The following is a 19,442-nucleotide window of genomic DNA, read 5'->3' as shown; positions in this document are numbered from 1 at the left end:
ATTTTCTATTTTTGAAAAGATTATTAATAAAGTTTAAAAATGAAGAAGTTATCATATACACTTTTATTTGCTTCAGGATTGGTTTTCGGACAATTCTTTGAAAAAGGCCAGGTTTATACCAAACAGGACACTTTAAAGGGTTCGGATACTCAATTCCGAAATTTTTGGGATGTCAAAAAATATGACCTTTCCGTAGAGCCTGATTTTGATCAGAAAAGTATCAAAGGAAATAATAAGATTAGTTTTGAAATCATTAAGGATGTTACCAATCCTGTATTTCAAATTGATCTGCAGCAACCTATGAAAGCTGATAAAGTGGAAGGAAACTTCTCTATTAAAAGTTATAAGCAAGACGGCGACTTTATTTTTATTACCGCCAATAAAAAGTTTAAAAAAGGAGAAAAGTACAGTATTGATATTACCTATTCCGGAAATCCTGTAATTGCTAAAAGAGCTCCCTGGGATGGTGGCTGGGTGTTTGCAAAAGATGAAAAAGGAAACCCCTGGATGACCGCTGCTGACGAAGGGATTGGAGCCTCCATCTGGCTTCCTACCAAAGATATATGGAGTGATGAGCCCGATAATGGCATTACCATGAAAATCCTCACTCCTAATGATCTTGTAGGGGTTGGGAACGGAAGGCTGATAGACAAAAAGACCAAAGGCAATACAACAACTTACACCTGGGAGGTAAAAAATCCTATCAACGCCTATTCTATCATTCCCAGTATCGGAAAGTATGTAAACTTCAAAGATACTTTTGATGGTGAAAAAGGAAAACTGGATCTGGATTACTGGGTACTCGACTATAATTTAGATAAAGCCAAAAAACAGTTTCAACAGGTAAAACCTATGCTTTCAGCATTTGAATACTGGTTTGGCCCCTATCCATTTTATGAAGACTCCTATAAATTGGTAGAATCTCCTCACCTGGGTATGGAACATCAAAGTAATGTAGCATACGGGAACGGATACCAGAACGGATACCTTGGAAGAGATTTATCAGGGACAGGAGTGGGTCTGAACTGGGATTTTATTATTATTCATGAAAGTGGCCACGAGTGGTTCGCAAATAATATTACAGCAAAAGATCAGGCTGACATGTGGATCCACGAAAGTTTCACTAACTATTCTGAAACTCTTTTCACTGAAAAATTTATGGACAAAAAATCTGCGGAGACATATGTTCAGGGAATCAGAAGCATTATTAACAATGACATCCCCATTATCGGCCACTATGGGGTAAGAAATGAAGGCAGTGGTGATATGTATCCCAAAGGCGCCAATATGCTTCATACGATGAGACAGGTGATCAATAATGACGAAAAATTCAGACAGATTTTAAGAGGGCTCAATAAAGATTTTTACCATCAGACCGTTACCACCAAACAGATTGAAGATTATCTATCCTCAAAATCCGGAATCGATTTCTCCACTGTTTTTGATCAATATCTGAGAACTGTAAAAATCCCTACTCTTGAGTATTCCCAGAACGGCGCAACGCTGAAGTTCCGGTATACAGATGTGGTTAAAAGCCTGAAGCTCCCCATCAGAATTGACGGAGATCAGACGATTACCCCAACAGAAGACTGGCAGATGGTAACTCTTAAAAAAAATACTCCTGTTGAGTTTAACAAGAACTATTATATCAATTATAAAAATGTTCAGTAAATAATAAAAAAGGCAAATTCGCATATCAGCAAATTTGCCTTTTTATTTTTTTAACCCTTGATGATTAATTTTAAGAAAAGTTTAATACCCTATCACGTAACAAAATGAGAAAAACAACAACTATTTAACTATAAAATTTAACGTAATGAGAAAAACAGCACTTAGCTTAGGCCTTTTTGCCGCTTTTTTAGCGAATGCCCAGTCTATAAAGACTACCATTGATCTCGTCAATGTAAAAGATGATAAAGTAGCCGTTACCATGGAATTTCCAAAAATGAAATCCGGTGATGTAAAATTTCATTTTCCAAAGACCGTTCCCGGTACGTATTCTGAAGATGATTACGGAAGATTTATAGAGGGTATCAAATTTTACGATAATAAAGGAAGGGAACTTACCTATTCTAAAGTGAATGATAATACCTATTCATTAAAGAACGCTCAAAATTTAAATAAAATCACGTATCTGGTCAATGACAGCTTTGATGATGAAATGGATACCTCAAAGCATAAAGCTGTATTTTCACCGTCAGGAACTGATATCGAACAGGGAAAAATCTTTATGGTCAATACGCATGGCTTTATTGGATATATTGATAATATGCAGGATGTTCCTTATCAGCTGGTGATCCAAAAGCCCACCGATTTTTATGGAACAACCGCTTTGGTAGATCAGGATAAGTCTGAAGCTACCGATACTTTTACGCTGGCTAATTATGCTAAAGTAACGGACTCTCCCCTTATGTATACCAAACCGGATTATATTACCTTCAATGCCGGTGGAATGGAGCTTGTATTGGGAGTATATTCTCCAACAGGAAAATATAAAGCTGCCGATTTTAAGGAAAATCTGGAAAAAATGGTCATTGCCCAGAAGAAATTCCTGGGAGATATGAACACGAATAAAAAGTACGCTATCATGCTTTATCTTTCCGGAGGTGACGGACCGAAAATTAAAGGATTCGGAGCTCTGGAACACCATGAATCAACGAGTGTGGTACTTCCTGAAATGATGCCGAAAGATGCCATCGACAAAACCATTACCGATGTAGTTTCTCATGAGTTCTTCCATACCGTGAATCCTTTGAAAACCCATTCTGAGGAAATTCACTATTTCAATTATGCAGATCCTAAAATGTCTCAGCATCTATGGATGTATGAAGGAGGTACGGAATATTTTGCCAATTTATTCCAGATCCAGGAAGGACTGATTACAAAAGATGAGTTTTTACAGAGAATTAACGAAAAAATCACCAATTCAAAGAATTATGATGATACCATGCCGTTTACGGTTATGAGTAAAAATGTACTGAAAGCACCTTATAAGGATCAGTATAGAAATGTTTATGAGAAAGGGACCCTTCTGGCCATGTGTCTGGATATTGAGCTGAGAAAGCTTTCCAATGGAGAGATGGGCTACCGTGATATGATCAGAAAATTATCTCAGAGATTCGGAGAGAACAAGCCTTTCAAAGATGATAAATTAATTGACGAACTGGTAACGGTAACCGGATATCCTCAGGTGAAAGATTTTTATAATAAATACATCGCAGGCAACCAGCCGACCCCTTACGCTGAATATCTAAGTCAGGTAGGTGTAGAATTACAGAAACAAGAGACCCCTCCGATTTTCTGGTTCGTGAAAGATCCTAACCAGACGGGATATGATGAGAAAAACAATGCTTTTGTATTTGATGAAAGCTCCGCCCTATCTCCTTTTGCTAAAAGTATCGGATTCAAAATCACTGACCAGGTTCTTGCATTAGACGGAAAAACAATTAACGTTCAGAATATGCAGGATTTCATTAATTATGCTAAAACAATCAAGGAAGGACAAAATGTTACCGTGACTGTTTTACGAGGTAATGGCGAAAAGAAAGAGAAAGTAGAATTGAAAGGAAAAGCGATTCTTGATAAACTGACAATGGAAATGCTTAAATTCAAAGCCAACCCTAGTCCGGCAGAACTGAAACTGCAAAGCCAATGGCTAACAGGTAAAAAATAAATAGAAAAGCGAGGGATATTTCCTCGCTTTTTTTGTTATAAAGAATTTAAAAACTTAATCAATAATTAGGTCATAAGTTCATCTATTCCTTTCTCCCTAATGAACATAAGGGCATTTACTATTTCCGCACTTCTTACTTAAAAAAATAATTTATACCTAACTGGAAATTAGTATTTTTTGAAGTTTCTCCACCCCCATTTTTAACAATATCAGTTAAACCGGCAGTATAACGGGCATTGATGCCTAATTTGGAAGTAAATTTGTACCCTAAGCCGATCCCCAGTCCAAAATTAAAAGTTTTTAATGAATCTTTATTACTCGCCTCATAAGAATTACCATTAATATCTCCTTTAGCCTGGGCATTGACCAGAAATCCAAATTCAGGACCCGCTTCCAGATAAAACTCAGGAGTGGCATTGTACTGAACCATTACAGGAACATTGATATAACTAAGGGTCTGTTTCATATTCGTTATGGTATACCCAGCAAAATCATAGTCGTCCTTTGCCTTTGCTCCCTGTTGGCTGTACACAACCTCCGGCTGAATACTGAATGCCTCAGAAATTGGAACATTTACCAATGCTCCGGCATAAAATCCAAACTTTGATTGGGTGTCATCTCCTGTTATGCTTGAAAGGTTACCTCCGGCTTTAATACCAAATTTCGGTCCCTCTGTAGATTGAGCGAATGCCATAGTTCCTATAGCTATGCATAAGCTTAGTAATTGTTTTTTCATATCATATGTTTTTTTTAAAATTGTATTTTAATATGATTAGAATTAAATATTCGAAACGATATAATCTATTTATCAAAACAGCTTTAATGTTTTCTATGAAAGAAACCATATCATTTTTAGTTGCAAGAATGTTATTTGACTATTATTTATAATTCTATTTTATAATATATTTTTAAAACTTTCACCTTTTTAGAAGGAGCTGTCCTAAAATTGACAGCTCCTTTATAAATTATATTTTTTATAAATTATTTATGAGCTTTTCTAATTCTTCTTTTATCATAGTTTGGTTAGGACTTCATCTCTCGCAATACCGCCCGGGCACTTTTTCCCTTCACATCACTAACTCAATTTCTACTTTTTGTAAGCCGACTCTTAGTTTGACCAAAAATCTTTAGGTAAAAATTCTTCTAATTTAGAAATATTAACCTTCTCACTTTGCCAAAAGTGTTCAATTTTCATAAGTCTGTCTAGATCTTTCCATAAGATCATCTTCCCAAAAATATTCATATTATATATTGCAATATCAACTCTAATTTTTTCAATTCCTACATGATACTTTTTGATATCTGATTGAAGTACTTCGTCAAAATCAAATAAGAGTTTGCAGCAATATAAAACCTCATCTTGTTTTAAAGGGAAAGTGTTAAATACAATAGGTCTTATTCTATTAAGTAAGGACTTCTCTTCAGGAATAAAATTAAAATGCTTAAAATCTGTCTTAGGTAAATTAAAACTATTAATAAGATATTGAGCAACTTTAGAAGGTGCTATGATATTTTTGAAATAGTCTTGTAGTTCATCCCATGTAGTCCATCTGTTCCTATCGAGAGAGAGATTGATTAACCGAAGATAAGCATATAAAAACAGTAATTGTGAATAATTTATTTGAACTTTTTTCATGATAAAAAAATTTAAAACCCTAACCAATTCCATCGCACAAACTTTGGTGCAGAACCTGATATCTTTAATGGAGCTCCACCAGTTACAATCCGCCCCGCATTTCCTATTCCTCCAATGCCTTTAGAAGCAGGTGGTCCTACTTGAATTTTTGGAACAGAAAATTCAATATATGAACCACTACCATATTGTCCTAAATCAACTTTACTTGCCTTTACAAAGGGAGAAACTTCTACATCCACTCCATATGGTTCCCCTCTAGAAGCATTTATTAAGCCACTTTTTTTAATTCCTTTAAGAGCAGTAAATGATGTATGGTGACGTACTTGAACCATTTCAGTTTTACTTATATACTCTCCCTTATAGATGGTTTTTGGACCTTCCTTAAATATTGGAACAGGCTGCTCATTGACAAATTTGTTACCGGCAGATTCTAAAATACCACCTTCAACATCTCCAATTATTACAGGTGTTGTTTTTCCTAGGGTTACTCCTACCGTAGTAGTTTTCGGAGTATTATTCAGCGTCCATGCACTTCTTCCTTCGGCAATAGTAGCACCTTTTAAGATTGTCTGCTGCGGAGCGCCTATATTAGCGGCCTGTACATTTTTGACTATCTGCTGTATTCCTCCTGCAGCCCCGCCTATGGCACCTCCTAGAGCCGCTCCGGACAAGCCTCCCATAACGGTACCTTCTATTACATCTTCACCAAACATCACTGAGGTAGCAAATCCGTTTATAGCTCCTGCCACAGCTCCTCCTGAAGCTCCTGAAATCGCTCCGCCTAAGACGCCTCCACTAATGCCCCATGTAGTGGCAGCCGCGGTGGCAGCAGAAGCGCCTACAGCAGCCCCTACGCCTCCTGTAAATGCACCTATGGCACCGCCCATTGCAATTTTACCCCATGTTGCTCCCCAGTCCCATTTAGTAGGGTTCCATGAGCCATTCGCTTTTACTCCTGTAAAATAAGCTCCTATTACAGCTCCTGCAAGAATCCAGACAAATTCCCCATTCGGGTCATTGTACATTAATGGATTATTCATCACATACCCGTACCTGTTGTAGTTTTGGGTATTAAATGGCGCCTGAATATTTTCATCAGCATTTAAAAACCTTCTTAGCAAGGGGTCGTAGAGCCTTCCATTCATATGGATAATCCCTATTTCCGGAAAATATTCATGACCGGTATAGCCCCTGTCTATTAATAACGAAGTAGTTTTAAGTTTTTTCTTATCCGTAATAACAAGCCCACCAGCCAGCTGAAGATGAGTAAGATTACCCCATGCATCAAAATGTCTACGCTCAAGCGGTTTTCCACTTAAAGAGCTGATGGCCAGAATACTTCCCAGGTAATCCTTATGCAACAACATGTAACTACCATTAGTTGCCTCAAAGCTTTTCAAATATACAATATCAGAATCATATGGCGATCCTCCGATATAAATAATATGTTTTTCTTTCCCGGTCGTATTGTCCTTCACCACTTCAAAGCTTCCTTCTTCACTGTATAATTTGGTGAATTTCCCGTCACCGCCACTGCTGAAATTTCCCCCATAAGTAACCCTCTGCCTCATGGCAGTAAGCCCGTACCGGAAGGCAACATTACCTTTTTGCCCCTCTACGAACACCGGATCGTTGTTTTCGTTGTATGCAATATGTTGGATCAAATCATCATTATAATTATTGACTCCTTCAGTATTCAGGCTCATTCCGGTAGATTGGTAGGCATTGTCAGGATTTTCAAACAATACTTTTCCTATCTGATCGTTCTTTAAGATCCTGCCTTTTACATCATAGATATTTCTGCTGGAAGTCGGTTTTATTCCCGTTACCGGGTTAGTCCAGTTGATGAGCCTGTTATTATCATCATAATCAAAGGTTTCTATAATATTGAAATTCCCCAGTACTTTTCTGGATATCAATTCATTCTTGATGGCATTAAAGTTATACTGAATATTGACTAGAGGCTCTCCCACATAATTTAAATGATTAATTTCCCGAATCATCCCCGTAGCATCATTATAGGTGTTGTTTACCTCTGAAGTTCCCAACATTGCTTTGAGTACCTGTGCTCTGGCATTGGTCTGTTTAAGTTCCCATAACACCTTCCCTGAAATTTGGTCTTTTACCTGATACAGTTCTCCATTCCATGGGCTATACAGGTTTTCAATGGAAGCGTTTGTTATACCCCCTAAAGATGTTATTTCTTTTTTATAGGAGATTACTCTTCCATTGCCGTCATAGGTTATGTTTTTGTCATAGAAGGAAGCCTCGGGGGATTTTTGGGCAGAGGAGGTAACCCTTCCCTGAGGGTCATATTTTATGGTGTAAGCATATTGTTTTCCATTGGAGCTACCTTCTTTTAAGATAAGCCTTCCTTTATTGTTATAAACAAAGGCGATCTTTTTATCCGTATCGTTTCCTGTAGTGGATTGCTCTTCCTGCCTGATCAGCTGCCCCAAGCTATTGTAAGTATACCTTTTCTCTCCCTTGGGGCTTATAATTTTGGACAAGGCCCCCATATAGCCTTGGTATTCGTACAGATATGTACCGGTAGAAGGGTCTACCATCTCTATTTTATTCCCCCATTCATCATAATTTGTGGTAATCATATTATTGGCATACTGCGCATGGATTTGCTGCCCTGCTGCATTGTATGAGAAGTCTACGGTTCCACCTTTGTCTGTAGATGAAATAACATTTCCTAAAGCATCCATCGTCTGGGAAGTTGTTCTTCCATAGTCTGCCGGACTTGTTTCCTTGACAGTGGTGGTCAAACCTGAAACCGTAGTTTCCGTCTGCTTCCCGGTAAATGCGGTAGCCTTTACCTTGGCAGGAAATACGGTGTCGTCATACATAAAAGTATTCCACTGGCTGGCAGTCTGTCCCTCAAAATAAGGCTCCGATTCTTTAATTTTCCTTCCCAATATATCATATAGGGCTTCTTTGGAAACATACTGTCCCTGCCCGAAAGCTTTAGCAGAAGTTTTATATTCCTGCCCCAGTTTATTCGTGAAAATTCTGGAAACATCACCATCGGGATCATTCCGAATAATGGTTATATTGTACAGGTTGTCTTTTTCATACTGATAAGTGGTAGTTCCAAGCAGGCTTGAAGCTTCACTAACCTGTTTTCCCCAGGCATCATAGGTATTGGTTAAGGTATTGCCATCAGGATCTGTTTGAGAAAGTACCTGCCCCCAGTCATTATAGGTAATTTTTGTTTCCAGTCCAAGGTTATCCGTTTTCTTAATGAGAAACCTTCCCGCTGGGTCATATTCATCTTTTTCAGTTTTTGAATTGCCATCGATTCCCGCTGTTGTTTTTTTGGCTATAATATTCCCAAATCCATCATAAGAATATTCTTCTACAATAGCATGGGTAGCATTATTTCCCGGGAAAAACCTGCTGGTTTTTAAAAGGTTGTTTTCATAAGCATATGAGGTAAAGGTATGCTGCGTATCGCCATAGGCCTCCGTAGTTTCAATCTTATTTGTCGGCCTTCCCACATAATAATTTTTTCCTGTACCGCCTATATTATGTTCATAGTTGAAGTCAGTGATGGAAACACCATATCCATAATCAGTACTGACTTCTAATCTTGATGGGAGGTAATAGTTTTCGTATGTCGTTACTTTTTGAATAAATTTCCCGGTTAAAAAGTCTTTAGTTCTTGTAAAATTAGGAACAGTGGCAGTAACAACTTTGCTTTTATCTGCCAGGGGTACAGATGTGATCACCTGTCCGTTCAGCAGTTTGTTCGTTTTGTAAGCTACAGATTCAAAACTTAACAGCTGGGTATTGTTTTCTGAGATATCTGCCGGGAAAATATCATTTTCACTGTTTGTCCTGATGCTCCACTCTTTTACCGGAGCTCCATCAATAAGAAGATCAATTTCCGATCCTGACCAGATTTTAGTGTTTTCGAACCCATCGGCATACCAGGAAGACTGTGCGGTCTGATGATAACCGATTATTTTTTTTCCTTGCAGGTTACCCGTGAGCCCCCTGTACCGGAAGTCCTGTTTTCTGTCTTCCTGTTGGAGCTGGGAAACAGCATATAGCTGGTCTGCCCTGCTCAAAGAATAATAAGGATAAAACGCTTTCTTTTCTTTTCTATAAAAACTAGGGTTAGTAGTATTATCAGGAATCATTTCCAGATACTTCACCGAGGTAGTCACCCCTCCCTGGGTAATTGAACTTATCCTGGCCAATTCGGAAAGTGGTGTAGGCCCTTTTATTTTCTTGAGGTATTGTTTCCAGTATAAAAAGACATTGTAATAATTATTCCCTGATTTTATCGGGCTTGTAAGAGGGGAAAACAATGTAAGATCCAGAATATCAGATGTGCCATATACCGGGCTTTGAAATAACCAGTTAGGTGTAAAATTCGGTGTTCCGTCAGCCTGAGACCCATTGGCCATTTTCGCACTGATCACATATCCGAAATCTCTATAACCATTTGCATATAAAGGATTAATCTGATTATAGGAGAAAACCTGAACTACATCGGATTTTCCATCTTTATTCATATCAGTAACAGAAAAGAAATATTGCTTGGCAAATTTTGCGTAATTACCCGTTATTTCCTTCTGGAACTTTCTGTAGGTGAAGAATTCTTTCTTCAGGAAAGGAGCAAACCCTTTGTCTGTTCCCATATAAAATCGCCAGTCATCGGCCTTTCCTACGGCATAATCTGTGATGGGAATGGTGAAATCAAGTTTACCGTCCCCATTATAATCCCCATATAATATCGGAAATTCCTGATCTTTAGTTTCAAGCAGAAGTCCGGAAAACCGTATTTTCTTCTCATATTGGAGGTAGGGAGTATTGCTTTTTACAAATTCAAGGACGGCATATTGAGAACCCCATACACTGATAATTTCCACTTTTCCGTCTCCGTCAACATCCATATATTTCTGGTCGGGATATGAATTTTCATTGAGAGCCGTAACAACGGTACCATATGGTGAACTTGGAGATTTAAGGTCTACCAGATATACTGTTTGAAAACCAATCGGAGCATTATCCCTAATAAAAAGATCAGGTATACCATTCCCATCAATATCACCTACATCCAGAGTGAGATTGTCATCACATGTAGGTGAACATGTTATATACAGATTCCTCTCGAATACCTTTACAAAAGCATTATTTCTCAAAATATAGCCTAAAACTTTGCCGTTTTTATATTCAACAACGCCATTACCATTGTATATCTGACCTTCTTCATCTAATAATGTACTAACCAATTTAGCGTTTGCCCCAAAGACCTGACCCGTACTAATTGTTGAAAAAGTCTCATTGAAGGCTCCCAGCTTTACCGTACCATTATTCATTAAGAAATCCAGATAAGAATCACCGTTAAAGTCTCCAACTAATTTTACATTATCAAAAGGATCAGATTCAGCTACATACTCTGCATAAGAAGAGTTTTCCATAGCCGGATAATTGATCATGACAGGGTTGGCAGGTTCATTATTGGCATTGTATTCCGTAATTTTATTGGCAAACTCGTAATTTGTCCCATTACCGGTATACTCTATAGTATATCTTTTAAACGGGGTATCATTTGCAAATACCTTAATCTCGGTGAGGATTTTGGTTTGATAATATTTAAGTCCCTGTATATAAGACTCTTCTTTTAAATCTCTATCTTTATAATTGAACCGGATAGTGTTGATATGAGGGGTATTCAGATCTTTATTGCCTCCCCATCTTATACCAGTTATTTTGGTAACGCCATATCCCTGCTCATAGAGGTAAGTAATATAATTACCTTGCGGATCTCTCCATTCGATTATATTATACTCAGTTGAAGTCCCGGCATCCTGCCCATACAAAGCCTGGGACCCATCCTCGAAAGTAACTTCCCAATATTCGGGCCCCTGCCACGGCTGTCCTGAAACTGCCCCCACAGATTTAATCTTTATATTAGAATATTTCTCCGTCACATATTCTGCGCCATCCCTGCCATATTCCCCGGATTTCAAAATCAACCTTTGACCGTTGTAGCTGTAATAGTCTGAGTAGCTCAGCTGGATTCCCTTTACTTCTTCGGCATTGTCTATATTTTTTTCAATTCTTTTGATTGCGGAGATTCCGGAAATACTCCATCCATATCCCACCATACCATTGCCCGACTCACTTGTATAAACCAGATTAATATTGGGAGTAACACTTTTTATGCCCGGTGGAACGTCAATGGGCAAAGAAAACTGGAACTGTCCGGCTCTGGTGACTTCTATATCCCCTTTGGTATCATGGAAATTCTGTGAAAAACAGAACACAGAAATAAAAGATAATATAAGGGATGAAAATAATTGTATTTTCTTATGATAATATTTTTTCATGGCATTATCTTTTAGTGATGTTTTTACTGAAAGCTCTTCCGTCTTTTAGCGTAAAACGCAGTACGTATACGCCCCAGTCATAACCAGTCATATTGATTTTCAATTGCCTGTTAAGGTCAGGTAAATTCTGTTGCTGAAATTTCCAGTGGACTGTACTGTGCTGGTATAATGAGACGGATTCTATCAGTCCGTCTACCTCTTCCGTCCAGTCAATAGTTAAGACATCACTGACCGGAACAGGATACAGTCGTATCTGTTTCCAGAATGTTTTTTCATCCATCAGCTGTGGCTCAGCTAATGCAGTGGTTTTAGATTGTTCAGCAGCCTGTTTGGCTGCAGAGTCAGGACCCCTGTACCGTTGGTTCCCGGCTTCGTCATATTTGAAGTAAACTTCGGTGACTTGGGCATACGACAACCCCAGGGAAGCGCATAAGAGTGATGCGCTTAAATAGATCTTTTTCATTGTATTGTGGTTTGTGTGAATGTAAAAACTATTCTAATTCCCAAAATAGTGAAAACACTATTTTATATTTCTTCATGTACAAATACAAAAAATAAATCTTTGTATTCTAGCTAAGACAAAGATGCTGGAAAGTAAAATAACTATCAAAGTGATAGTATCGTAAATTCATGAATTCACGTTCGTTAATTTATGAATCACACACAATTTAAAACCTGATTTCCAACAAATTATACGATTTATTGGAAATTACAATCAAATTCAATTTACAGTCTTTCCATCTCTTTTAAATAAGCAGAAAGCGGTGCGCCTGTTCGCTTTTTGAAAGCTTGGGTGAATGCCTGTTCGGTATTATAGCCCAACTCTTCTGCAATAGAAGATATTTTATAAGAACGAAGCTTTTTATCTTTTGCCAATCTTTTGATGGCATAATCAATGCGAAGATCATTTATATAGGTGGCAAAGTTTTTTCCTTTATGGGTATTAATAATTTCGGATAAGTACTTTGAGTTTGTTTTTATCTTTTTTGCAAGACTTCCCAAAGAAATTCCGTTATCTAAAAAATGTTCCTTAGCTTCAAAAATTTCAAGTTCCTTTAAAATAAATTGAGCTATATCTTCAGAAATAGTTTTCGTTGTTTTATCTTCTATAGCTCTTGGTTCCTGGAAATTATCTGAGAAAGCTTCTTTTATAGATGAGGTTTCTTTTTTAATGGTATTTTCATTAACAGAATAGATTAAATCTTGAGCAATCTTTCTATGTTTCTTTTCAGTATTTTTAGATTTGTAGTATAAAAATATAAATATTAATAGTATTAATGATAAAACTACAAAAGAAGAATAAAAAAGTAATTTTTTGTTTTTTAGTTCATTAATGATACTCTCTTTTTCTTTAAGAAGTTTTGGCTTATCATAGCGTCTGGGAATTTCTCGAGAAATGTATCTAAATTGAGAATCCAATATTTGATCAATTTTAAAGAACTTTTCAATATAATATAATTGTCTTTCATGATCATTTTTTCCTTTATAATAATCTATAAGATAAGGATATACTTCTCTTAGCTCAGGGAAAACATGTTTGCTTTGCCCAATAAGTGAATCTAACCGTGTAAAAATTTGTATAGCTTTTTCTTTTTCCTTTAATCCTGCATAAGACTGCCCTAAAAATAAAAGAGTATAGCTTTGATTTTTAATATTATTAGTTGTGAAAAAGTATTTTTTACATGGTAATAAATTATTTATAGCATTATTATACTTTTTTAATTTCAAATAATAAAATCCTGATTCCAATAAATATCCATGATACTGATATATCTTCCCATTTTCAGAGGTAAAAAGAAGCCCCTCCTTAATAAGCGTTTTGGCAGAATCCATTTTATTAATTTCTATATAAGTATCAGCTAGATTTACCCGAATATTATCATAATCTTTTTTGTCTAAATAGCTCGTATTATATAAATAATATCTTAATGTATTTGCAGCATCTCTATGTTTACCTATATAATTATTAAGGTAAGCAATACTAATTTCTGCAAATGCTATTTGTCTTTGATTTCCTTTTTCTCTAGCATATTCAAGTGTCAAAACGTAATTTCCCAATGCACCCTTTACATCATAGAATTTAGAATATAAATTGCCCCGAAGAAGATAAACTCTTGCGGGATAATAATCTTTATTCGAATTTTTTGTAATAATTTGTAAGCTGTCTAGATATTTTAAAGCATTAGGCAAATTCTCATTGAAATGCATCAATACATATCCTTCAGCTATCTTGTCCTCTTTTTTTTCTGCTTTTGCTTTTTGAATATAAAACTTAGAAATTATTTTGGCATTCTCTATTTGATTATTGTTATAGAATTTCTGCTCAAGCTCTTTATAAGAATATTTTTTTAATGAGTCAATGGAATTATTTTGCGAACAAAATAAATTGTAGAAGAAAACTAATAAAATACAATATTTAAATTTCATCATTTCGTATTTATCTCACAAAAATATCACATTTAAATTGTTTGATTATGTTTACAATCTTATTAAATCAAATTAGATTATATTTATTTCATTTTCAATTTGTTATATATACTTCAATGTTCTTAAATTCATGAATTCAAGAATACACTTACTCCAAAGATTAAAAAAATATTATTTCTTTGCTATATTACATTTTTAATACCTAATTTAATCACAATGAAAAAACAAATCAAAAAGGAAAAAAAATTATCTTTGGAAAAATTACAACTAGTAAAAATTAATAATCCTAAAAGAATTTTTGGAGGAACTAAACAAGTTATCGATGGTTGTAATAATCCCGATAACGGAAGTGGCAATGATCAAGGAGGGGTTGGTGGAGGTGGATACTAGTAAATTCATATTTTAAAATTTTGCTTATCATTAATTATTAATTTAAATGCACTATAAATTATTTTTCAGCCTTTCATTATTTATTATGATTTTTTATAAAGCTCAAAGAAATAATTCCGCTTTATCAATAACTACTACAAATGAACATTTTGGAATTAGAATAATTGATGAATACAGAAATTTGGAAAATTTAAAGGACCAGAACACTATAGATTGGATGAAATCTCAGACTGATTATTCAAATTCCCTTTTAAATACAATTCCAAACCGAAATTATTATTTAGAAAAAAGATTGGAACTGGACAAAAGGCAAGGCTATTCAATTTCGGATCTCAAAATTACAAATAATGACAAGTACTTTTATTTAAAGAGAAATGCAGGAGAAAAAATAGCAAAAGTTTATTATAGACAGGGATCTGAGGGAAAAGAGGAATTGCTCTATGATCCAACTAATTTTAATAATAATTATTCTGAAAGTAAACATAATTATATAATTAATTTAATCAGTCCAAGCTGGGACGGAAGTAAAATAGCAATCTCTTTAACTGAAAAAGGAAAAGAATTATCTGAGGTAGTAATTATGGATATAAGTAAAAAATACATATATCCTGAGAAAATTACCAATACAAACCCTTCAAATATTGGAGGTATTAAATGGTTGGAAGATAATAGTGGTTTTTTATATGTCTATTACCCAGTAATTGATATTACCTCAAAACAATTTAGAAAAGACACGCAATCAATAGTATATAAAATAGGAGAAGACCCTAAAAAATTGAATGTTGTTTTTTCAAATTCAAACAATCCTAATCTAAAAATCAACAGGGAAGAATTCCCTGTTGTATTAGCTTTTAATCAAGATGATAAATATTATATTGGTATATTGGTAGATGCGGAAGATTTTAGGAAAACTTTTATTATTGATAAAAAAGATTTGCTTAGTGGAAAAAATAACTGGCAAGTATTATATGATAAGGACAGTAAAGTTTATTCTATAAAACTATCAGAAGATGATATTTATTTTTTATCAGGATATAATTCTCCTAATTACAAATTATGTAGAGTTAATGTTAAAACAAAGGAGTTCAAAAATCCACAAGTACTAGTTCCTGAAAAAAAAGATGAGGTCATTACTCAATATGCACTTACGAAAGATGGAATTTATTATGCAACTAGAAAAAATGGTGTAGAAGCAAAACTATATCTTTATAAAGATGGAAAAGAAACGTCAATAAAACTTCCATATGTGTCGGGAAATATAAGCTTGCAATCAAAAGGTAAAGATTTTCCTGATATATGGATAAATTGTTTAGGGTGGGCAAATGAAGAACAACGGTTTAAATATAACCAAATAACAAATACTTTTAAGCCTGAAAATCTTGCTCCTCTTACAGAATATCCTGAATTCAAAGATATTATAGTAGAAGAAACTACGATTAAATCTTATGATGGAACAGAAGTCCCTTTATCTTTGATTTATGATAGAAACTTAAAAAGAGATGGTAAGAATCCCGTGCTAATTCAAAGTTATGGTGCATTTGGAACATCTTTCTCACCTTTTTTTGCAAGAAGTTACCTTGTGTGGGCTAGTCAGGGAGGTATTTTAGCAATTGCTCATGTAAGAGGAGGTGGAGAAAAAGGAGTTCAGTGGCATATTGATGGACAAAAAATAAAGAAACCGAATTCTTGGAAAGATCTTATTGCTTGTACAGAATATTTGATTAAAAAAAAATATACTTCTTCAAAAAAAATTGCTATTTGGGGAGTTAGTGCTGGAGGAATAACAATAGGTAGGGCCATGATTGAAAGACCGGACTTATATGGTGCGGTAATAGTGGAAGCAGGAGTTTTAAATACAACAAGATATGAAGGTATCGGTGAAAATGGTTTTAAAGAATATGGAAATCCTAATAATTTAGTAGAATTTAAAGGACTATTAGAAATGGATGCCTATCAGCACTTAAAAAAAGGAACAAAATATCCTGCAACTTTAATTACCTCTGGAATTAATGATCCAAGAGTTGCTTCGTGGGTGCCAACAAAGTTCGCAGCTAAACTATTATCCTATAATATTTCAAAGAATCCTGTTCTATTAAAAGTAGACTATGAAGGAGGTCATGGAAACGATATTCCTGCAGCACAAGCATATTCTACTTTGAGTGATATATTTGCATTTGCATTTTGGCAATTAGGTCATCCAGATTACCAACCGAAAGAAAACATAAAAAAGTAACACCTTATTTTCCTTTCTAATCTTTTGATGGATACATTTTCCGTATTCATCTTATTTTCATGCAGGGAATTTAAGGAAGATATAAATTCTCACCATGATTTGGCATATGATTTATACATTCCCAAGATATTTTCTTACGTTTTTTTTATAGTTATTCTAAAGGTACTACCCTTTCCTACTTCAGTCTGAGAGATTTTAATATCTCCGTTATGGTATTCATGGATTACTCTTCTTGCCAGCGATAATCCCAGTCCCCAACCTCTTTTTTTTGTAGAATAGCCCGGTTTAAAGGCATTCCTGGCCTGTTGTTTTGTCATTCCACTTCCATTGTCTTTTACTTCCACAAGAATACTTTTATTTCTTTCAAAAACGGACATGGTAATAGATCCTTCCCCTTTCATCGCATCTACTGCATTTTTTACCAGATTTTCTATTACCCAGCTCATCAGAATTTTATTATGAGGAACCAGAACTGTATAATTTGGAAGCTGTAGGGTAAAATTAACCTTTCTGGAAATTCTGGTTTTTAAATAATCATAATTTACCTGAATTGTTTCATTGAAATTCATATCATTCAGCTCCGGCACAGAACCTATTTTTGAAAACCTTTCAGAGATCGTTCTCAGCCTTTCAATATCTTTTTCTATCTCGTGTACCCCTTCTGAATCCGGATTTTCCAGCTTCATGATCTCCATCCATCCAATCATAGATGATAAGGGAGTTCCGATCTGGTGAGCTGTTTCTTTGGCCAATCCAGCCCAAAGGTATCCTTCGTCTGTTTTCTTTATCGTCCTGAAAAACCAGAAAGAGAAACCGAAATACAAGAGTATAAATAATCCTAAAATATAAGGTGAATAACGAAGGTTATTAAGCAGTCGTGAATTGTCATAATAGACAAACTGGTTATTTCCGTCAGGTACTTTAATTTCTATAGGATCATAGTTTTTCTCCATATTCCTGATGAGATCCTGCAGCTTTTCGGGATCTTTTATGGTATTTTCAGGGATATTCCTGTAATATCCCAAGTCAAGGATGGCCTTTTTATTTTTATCGGTTACAATAAACGGAATGGTATTATTGATATTCAGAATCTCCGGTAAAAGGTCCAAAACATCGGTATCAGGAGTTTTCACTTCCTGCTGGATCCGTATGGCTTTGGATAGAAGGCTGATCCTTTTAATTTCTTCTTTTCGGAGGAAATTAATCAGTGATGTAGATGCTACTACAATGCCTACCACTAAGGCAGTCATTACAACAAAAATAATCCAGTTATTCAGTCTGGTTAATATGGATTTCCTCAAAGTTTTTTATTTTAAAACATTCAGAATTTTCTGCAGCTCTGTACTTCCACTTCCCTGATAGTTATTGATAATAATTGAAAACACGTATTTTTTTCCATCTTTAGCAGTATGATATCCTGCAAAGGATTTGGTGTCTCTCATGGTTCCGCTTTTCATTTTCATTCCATTCTCCTGAACCGGGAAACCGTCCTGATAAGCTTCAAACCAGGATTGCTTTTTAGCATATAGTAACGCTTGTACCTCTGCTTTTGCCGCCACATAATTCTGAGGGGAAAGTCCACTGCCATCAGCAAAATTAATCATATTCGGATTAATTCCTTTTGACTTCCAAAACTCCTTCAGGTAAGTGACTCCACTTTTAAAGCTTGGATTTCCTTTTTTCTCTTTTCCTAAGGTTTTAATTAAAGTTTCCCCATAAAGATTAACACTTTTTCTTAAAAACCAATACACAATTTTATCCAGCGTTGGAGATTGATAGGTCAGGATAATAGTATTCTTTGGGGCTTCCAAGGCCTTCTTTCCTTCTATTTCAAGTTGAGAATTAGTTATGGCTTTTCCTGAGATCTCAATTCCTGATTCTTTTAGCCATTGCTGTACTTCCACAGCCAGTTGTAAAGGAGGATTGGGTGTAGAACCGGAAACGGTGACCGTTTTTCCGCCCGGAAGCATACCGTTGATTAAGGCAACATCAGAATGAGGAGCTGTAAAGATGAGACTCTGATCTGAGCTTCCTCCTGTTTTTAGATCATTCAGCCATTTTACACCTTCCAGAGGATAGGAAAAGTTTTTAAAATCTGTTCCGTTGATGTTGATATCAAACTGGTTTTCCCTCCAGTTGATCCCCCAGACTCCTGCTCCATAATAATTTCCAAGATCATCCCAGGGCCATCCTCCGGGAATCGTCTGATGGTCAAAATAAGAATCATCTATGACCAGATCACCGGATATTTTTGTAATTCCGGAATTTTTAATGGCTTCAATTAATTTCTTTTTAAAGCTTTCGGGTTTATAGGCATCATACCGCCAGCTTCCCAAAGTAGGATCACCATTGGAACTGATGAAAAGGTTTCCATTCAAATTTCCCCCGGATATACTTCCGGAATAACTGGAAGTAGTGGTATACGTATAATTTTTACCTAACGTTTCCAACGCGGCTCCTGCTGTAAAAATCTTCTGTGTAGAAGCTGTTGAAAGACCTTTATTTCCCTGATATTCATATATAAAATTCCCATTATCATCTGAGACATAAAATGACAGAGCGGAAGCAATGGTTCCTGAAGAATCCATAAGGTCTTTGGTAGCTTTATCTAGTTTCTGGGCTATATTCTGAGCAGAAATAACCTGTACAGAAAGGGTGAGAACTGCAAGTGTTTTTCTCATTGCATTGTTGTTTTTACTCTAAACTTTATTAAGATGTCTGAATCACCGGTCT

11 protein-coding genes are annotated in these 19,442 nt (G+C 35.6%); 4 read left to right on the top strand and 7 right to left on the bottom strand.

Features of this window, described 5'->3' with window-relative positions:
* The first annotated feature begins 39 nt into the window (after window positions 1–39).
* Both MP478_RS06200 and MP478_RS06195 read left to right on the top strand, forming a co-directional pair.
* Window positions 40–1,671 carry a M1 family metallopeptidase gene (locus MP478_RS06200; protein ID WP_257199938.1) on the top strand — a complete coding sequence of 544 codons (1,632 nt, stop codon included), beginning with the start codon at window positions 40–42 and terminating at the stop codon, window positions 1,669–1,671.
* Window positions 1,672–1,816: 145 nt separating this feature from the next.
* Window positions 1,817–3,673, top strand: a complete 1,857-nt coding sequence (locus tag MP478_RS06195) for a PDZ domain-containing protein (RefSeq protein WP_257199937.1) — start codon at window positions 1,817–1,819, stop codon at window positions 3,671–3,673.
* Window positions 3,674–3,806: 133 nt separating this feature from the next.
* Here MP478_RS06195 and MP478_RS06190 read toward each other — a convergent pair whose 3' ends face one another.
* The 5 genes from MP478_RS06190 to MP478_RS06170 form a co-directional block, all read right to left on the bottom strand.
* Window positions 3,807–4,409 (bottom strand): porin family protein, encoded by a 603-nt coding sequence (locus tag MP478_RS06190; RefSeq protein ID WP_257199936.1) that lies wholly within the window; start codon window positions 4,407–4,409, stop codon window positions 3,807–3,809.
* 372 nt (window positions 4,410–4,781) lie between these two features.
* A complete protein-coding gene (locus MP478_RS06185; protein ID WP_257199935.1) occupies window positions 4,782–5,309 on the bottom strand; it encodes a hypothetical protein in 528 nt (175 codons plus the stop codon).
* Window positions 5,310–5,320: 11 nt separating this feature from the next.
* Window positions 5,321–11,659: an RHS repeat-associated core domain-containing protein gene (locus MP478_RS06180; RefSeq protein ID WP_257199934.1), complete on the bottom strand. Its 6,339-nt coding sequence runs from the start codon at window positions 11,657–11,659 to the stop codon at window positions 5,321–5,323.
* A 4-nt stretch (window positions 11,660–11,663) separates the two neighbouring features.
* On the bottom strand, window positions 11,664–12,122 hold the full coding sequence (locus tag MP478_RS06175) for a hypothetical protein (RefSeq protein WP_257199933.1): 459 nt from the start codon (window positions 12,120–12,122) through the stop codon (window positions 11,664–11,666).
* A gap of 263 nt (window positions 12,123–12,385) precedes the next feature.
* Window positions 12,386–14,089: a helix-turn-helix domain-containing protein gene (locus MP478_RS06170; RefSeq protein WP_257199932.1), complete on the bottom strand. Its 1,704-nt coding sequence runs from the start codon at window positions 14,087–14,089 to the stop codon at window positions 12,386–12,388.
* 213 nt (window positions 14,090–14,302) lie between these two features.
* Here MP478_RS06170 and MP478_RS06165 point away from each other — a divergent pair, with 213 nt between their 5' ends.
* Window positions 14,303–14,476, top strand: coding sequence for a hypothetical protein (locus MP478_RS06165; RefSeq protein WP_257199931.1), 174 nt, complete (start codon window positions 14,303–14,305; stop codon window positions 14,474–14,476).
* A 46-nt stretch (window positions 14,477–14,522) separates the two neighbouring features.
* Window positions 14,523–16,709 carry a prolyl oligopeptidase family serine peptidase gene (locus tag MP478_RS06160; protein WP_257199930.1) on the top strand — a complete coding sequence of 729 codons (2,187 nt, stop codon included), beginning with the start codon at window positions 14,523–14,525 and terminating at the stop codon, window positions 16,707–16,709.
* A 134-nt stretch (window positions 16,710–16,843) separates the two neighbouring features.
* Here the strand turns inward: MP478_RS06160 and MP478_RS06155 are convergent, their stop codons facing one another.
* Window positions 16,844–18,010 carry a HAMP domain-containing sensor histidine kinase gene (locus MP478_RS06155; protein WP_257199929.1) on the bottom strand — a complete coding sequence of 389 codons (1,167 nt, stop codon included), beginning with the start codon at window positions 18,008–18,010 and terminating at the stop codon, window positions 16,844–16,846.
* Between the two features lie 6 nt (window positions 18,011–18,016).
* On the bottom strand, window positions 18,017–19,390 hold the full coding sequence (dacB, locus tag MP478_RS06150) for a D-alanyl-D-alanine carboxypeptidase/D-alanyl-D-alanine-endopeptidase (RefSeq protein WP_257199928.1): 1,374 nt from the start codon (window positions 19,388–19,390) through the stop codon (window positions 18,017–18,019).
* Window positions 19,391–19,442: the final 52 nt, after the last annotated feature.

The organism is Chryseobacterium sp. WG14 (assembly GCF_024586945.1).
Taxonomy (GTDB): Bacteria; Bacteroidota; Bacteroidia; order Flavobacteriales; family Weeksellaceae; genus Chryseobacterium.
The sequence above is the reverse complement of the archived record's forward strand: the minus strand, read 5'-3'. Positions and strand labels throughout refer to the sequence as shown.

Bases quoted from the DNA above. Each gene is read 5' to 3' on its own strand.
- MP478_RS06200 (WP_257199938.1), top strand. From the start codon at position 40: ATGAAGAAGTTATCATATACACTTTTATTTGCTTCAGGATTGGTTTTC.
- MP478_RS06195 (WP_257199937.1), top strand. From the start codon at position 1,817: ATGAGAAAAACAGCACTTAGCTTAGGCCTTTTTGCCGCTTTTTTAGCG.
- MP478_RS06190 (WP_257199936.1), bottom strand. From the start codon at position 4,409: ATGAAAAAACAATTACTAAGCTTATGCATAGCTATAGGAACTATGGCA.
- MP478_RS06185 (WP_257199935.1), bottom strand. From the start codon at position 5,309: ATGAAAAAAGTTCAAATAAATTATTCACAATTACTGTTTTTATATGCT.
- MP478_RS06180 (WP_257199934.1), bottom strand. From the start codon at position 11,659: ATGAAAAAATATTATCATAAGAAAATACAATTATTTTCATCCCTTATA.
- MP478_RS06175 (WP_257199933.1), bottom strand. From the start codon at position 12,122: ATGAAAAAGATCTATTTAAGCGCATCACTCTTATGCGCTTCCCTGGGG.
- MP478_RS06170 (WP_257199932.1), bottom strand. From the start codon at position 14,089: ATGATGAAATTTAAATATTGTATTTTATTAGTTTTCTTCTACAATTTA.
- MP478_RS06165 (WP_257199931.1), top strand. From the start codon at position 14,303: ATGAAAAAACAAATCAAAAAGGAAAAAAAATTATCTTTGGAAAAATTA.
- MP478_RS06160 (WP_257199930.1), top strand. From the start codon at position 14,523: ATGCACTATAAATTATTTTTCAGCCTTTCATTATTTATTATGATTTTT.
- dacB (WP_257199928.1), bottom strand. From the start codon at position 19,390: ATGAGAAAAACACTTGCAGTTCTCACCCTTTCTGTACAGGTTATTTCT.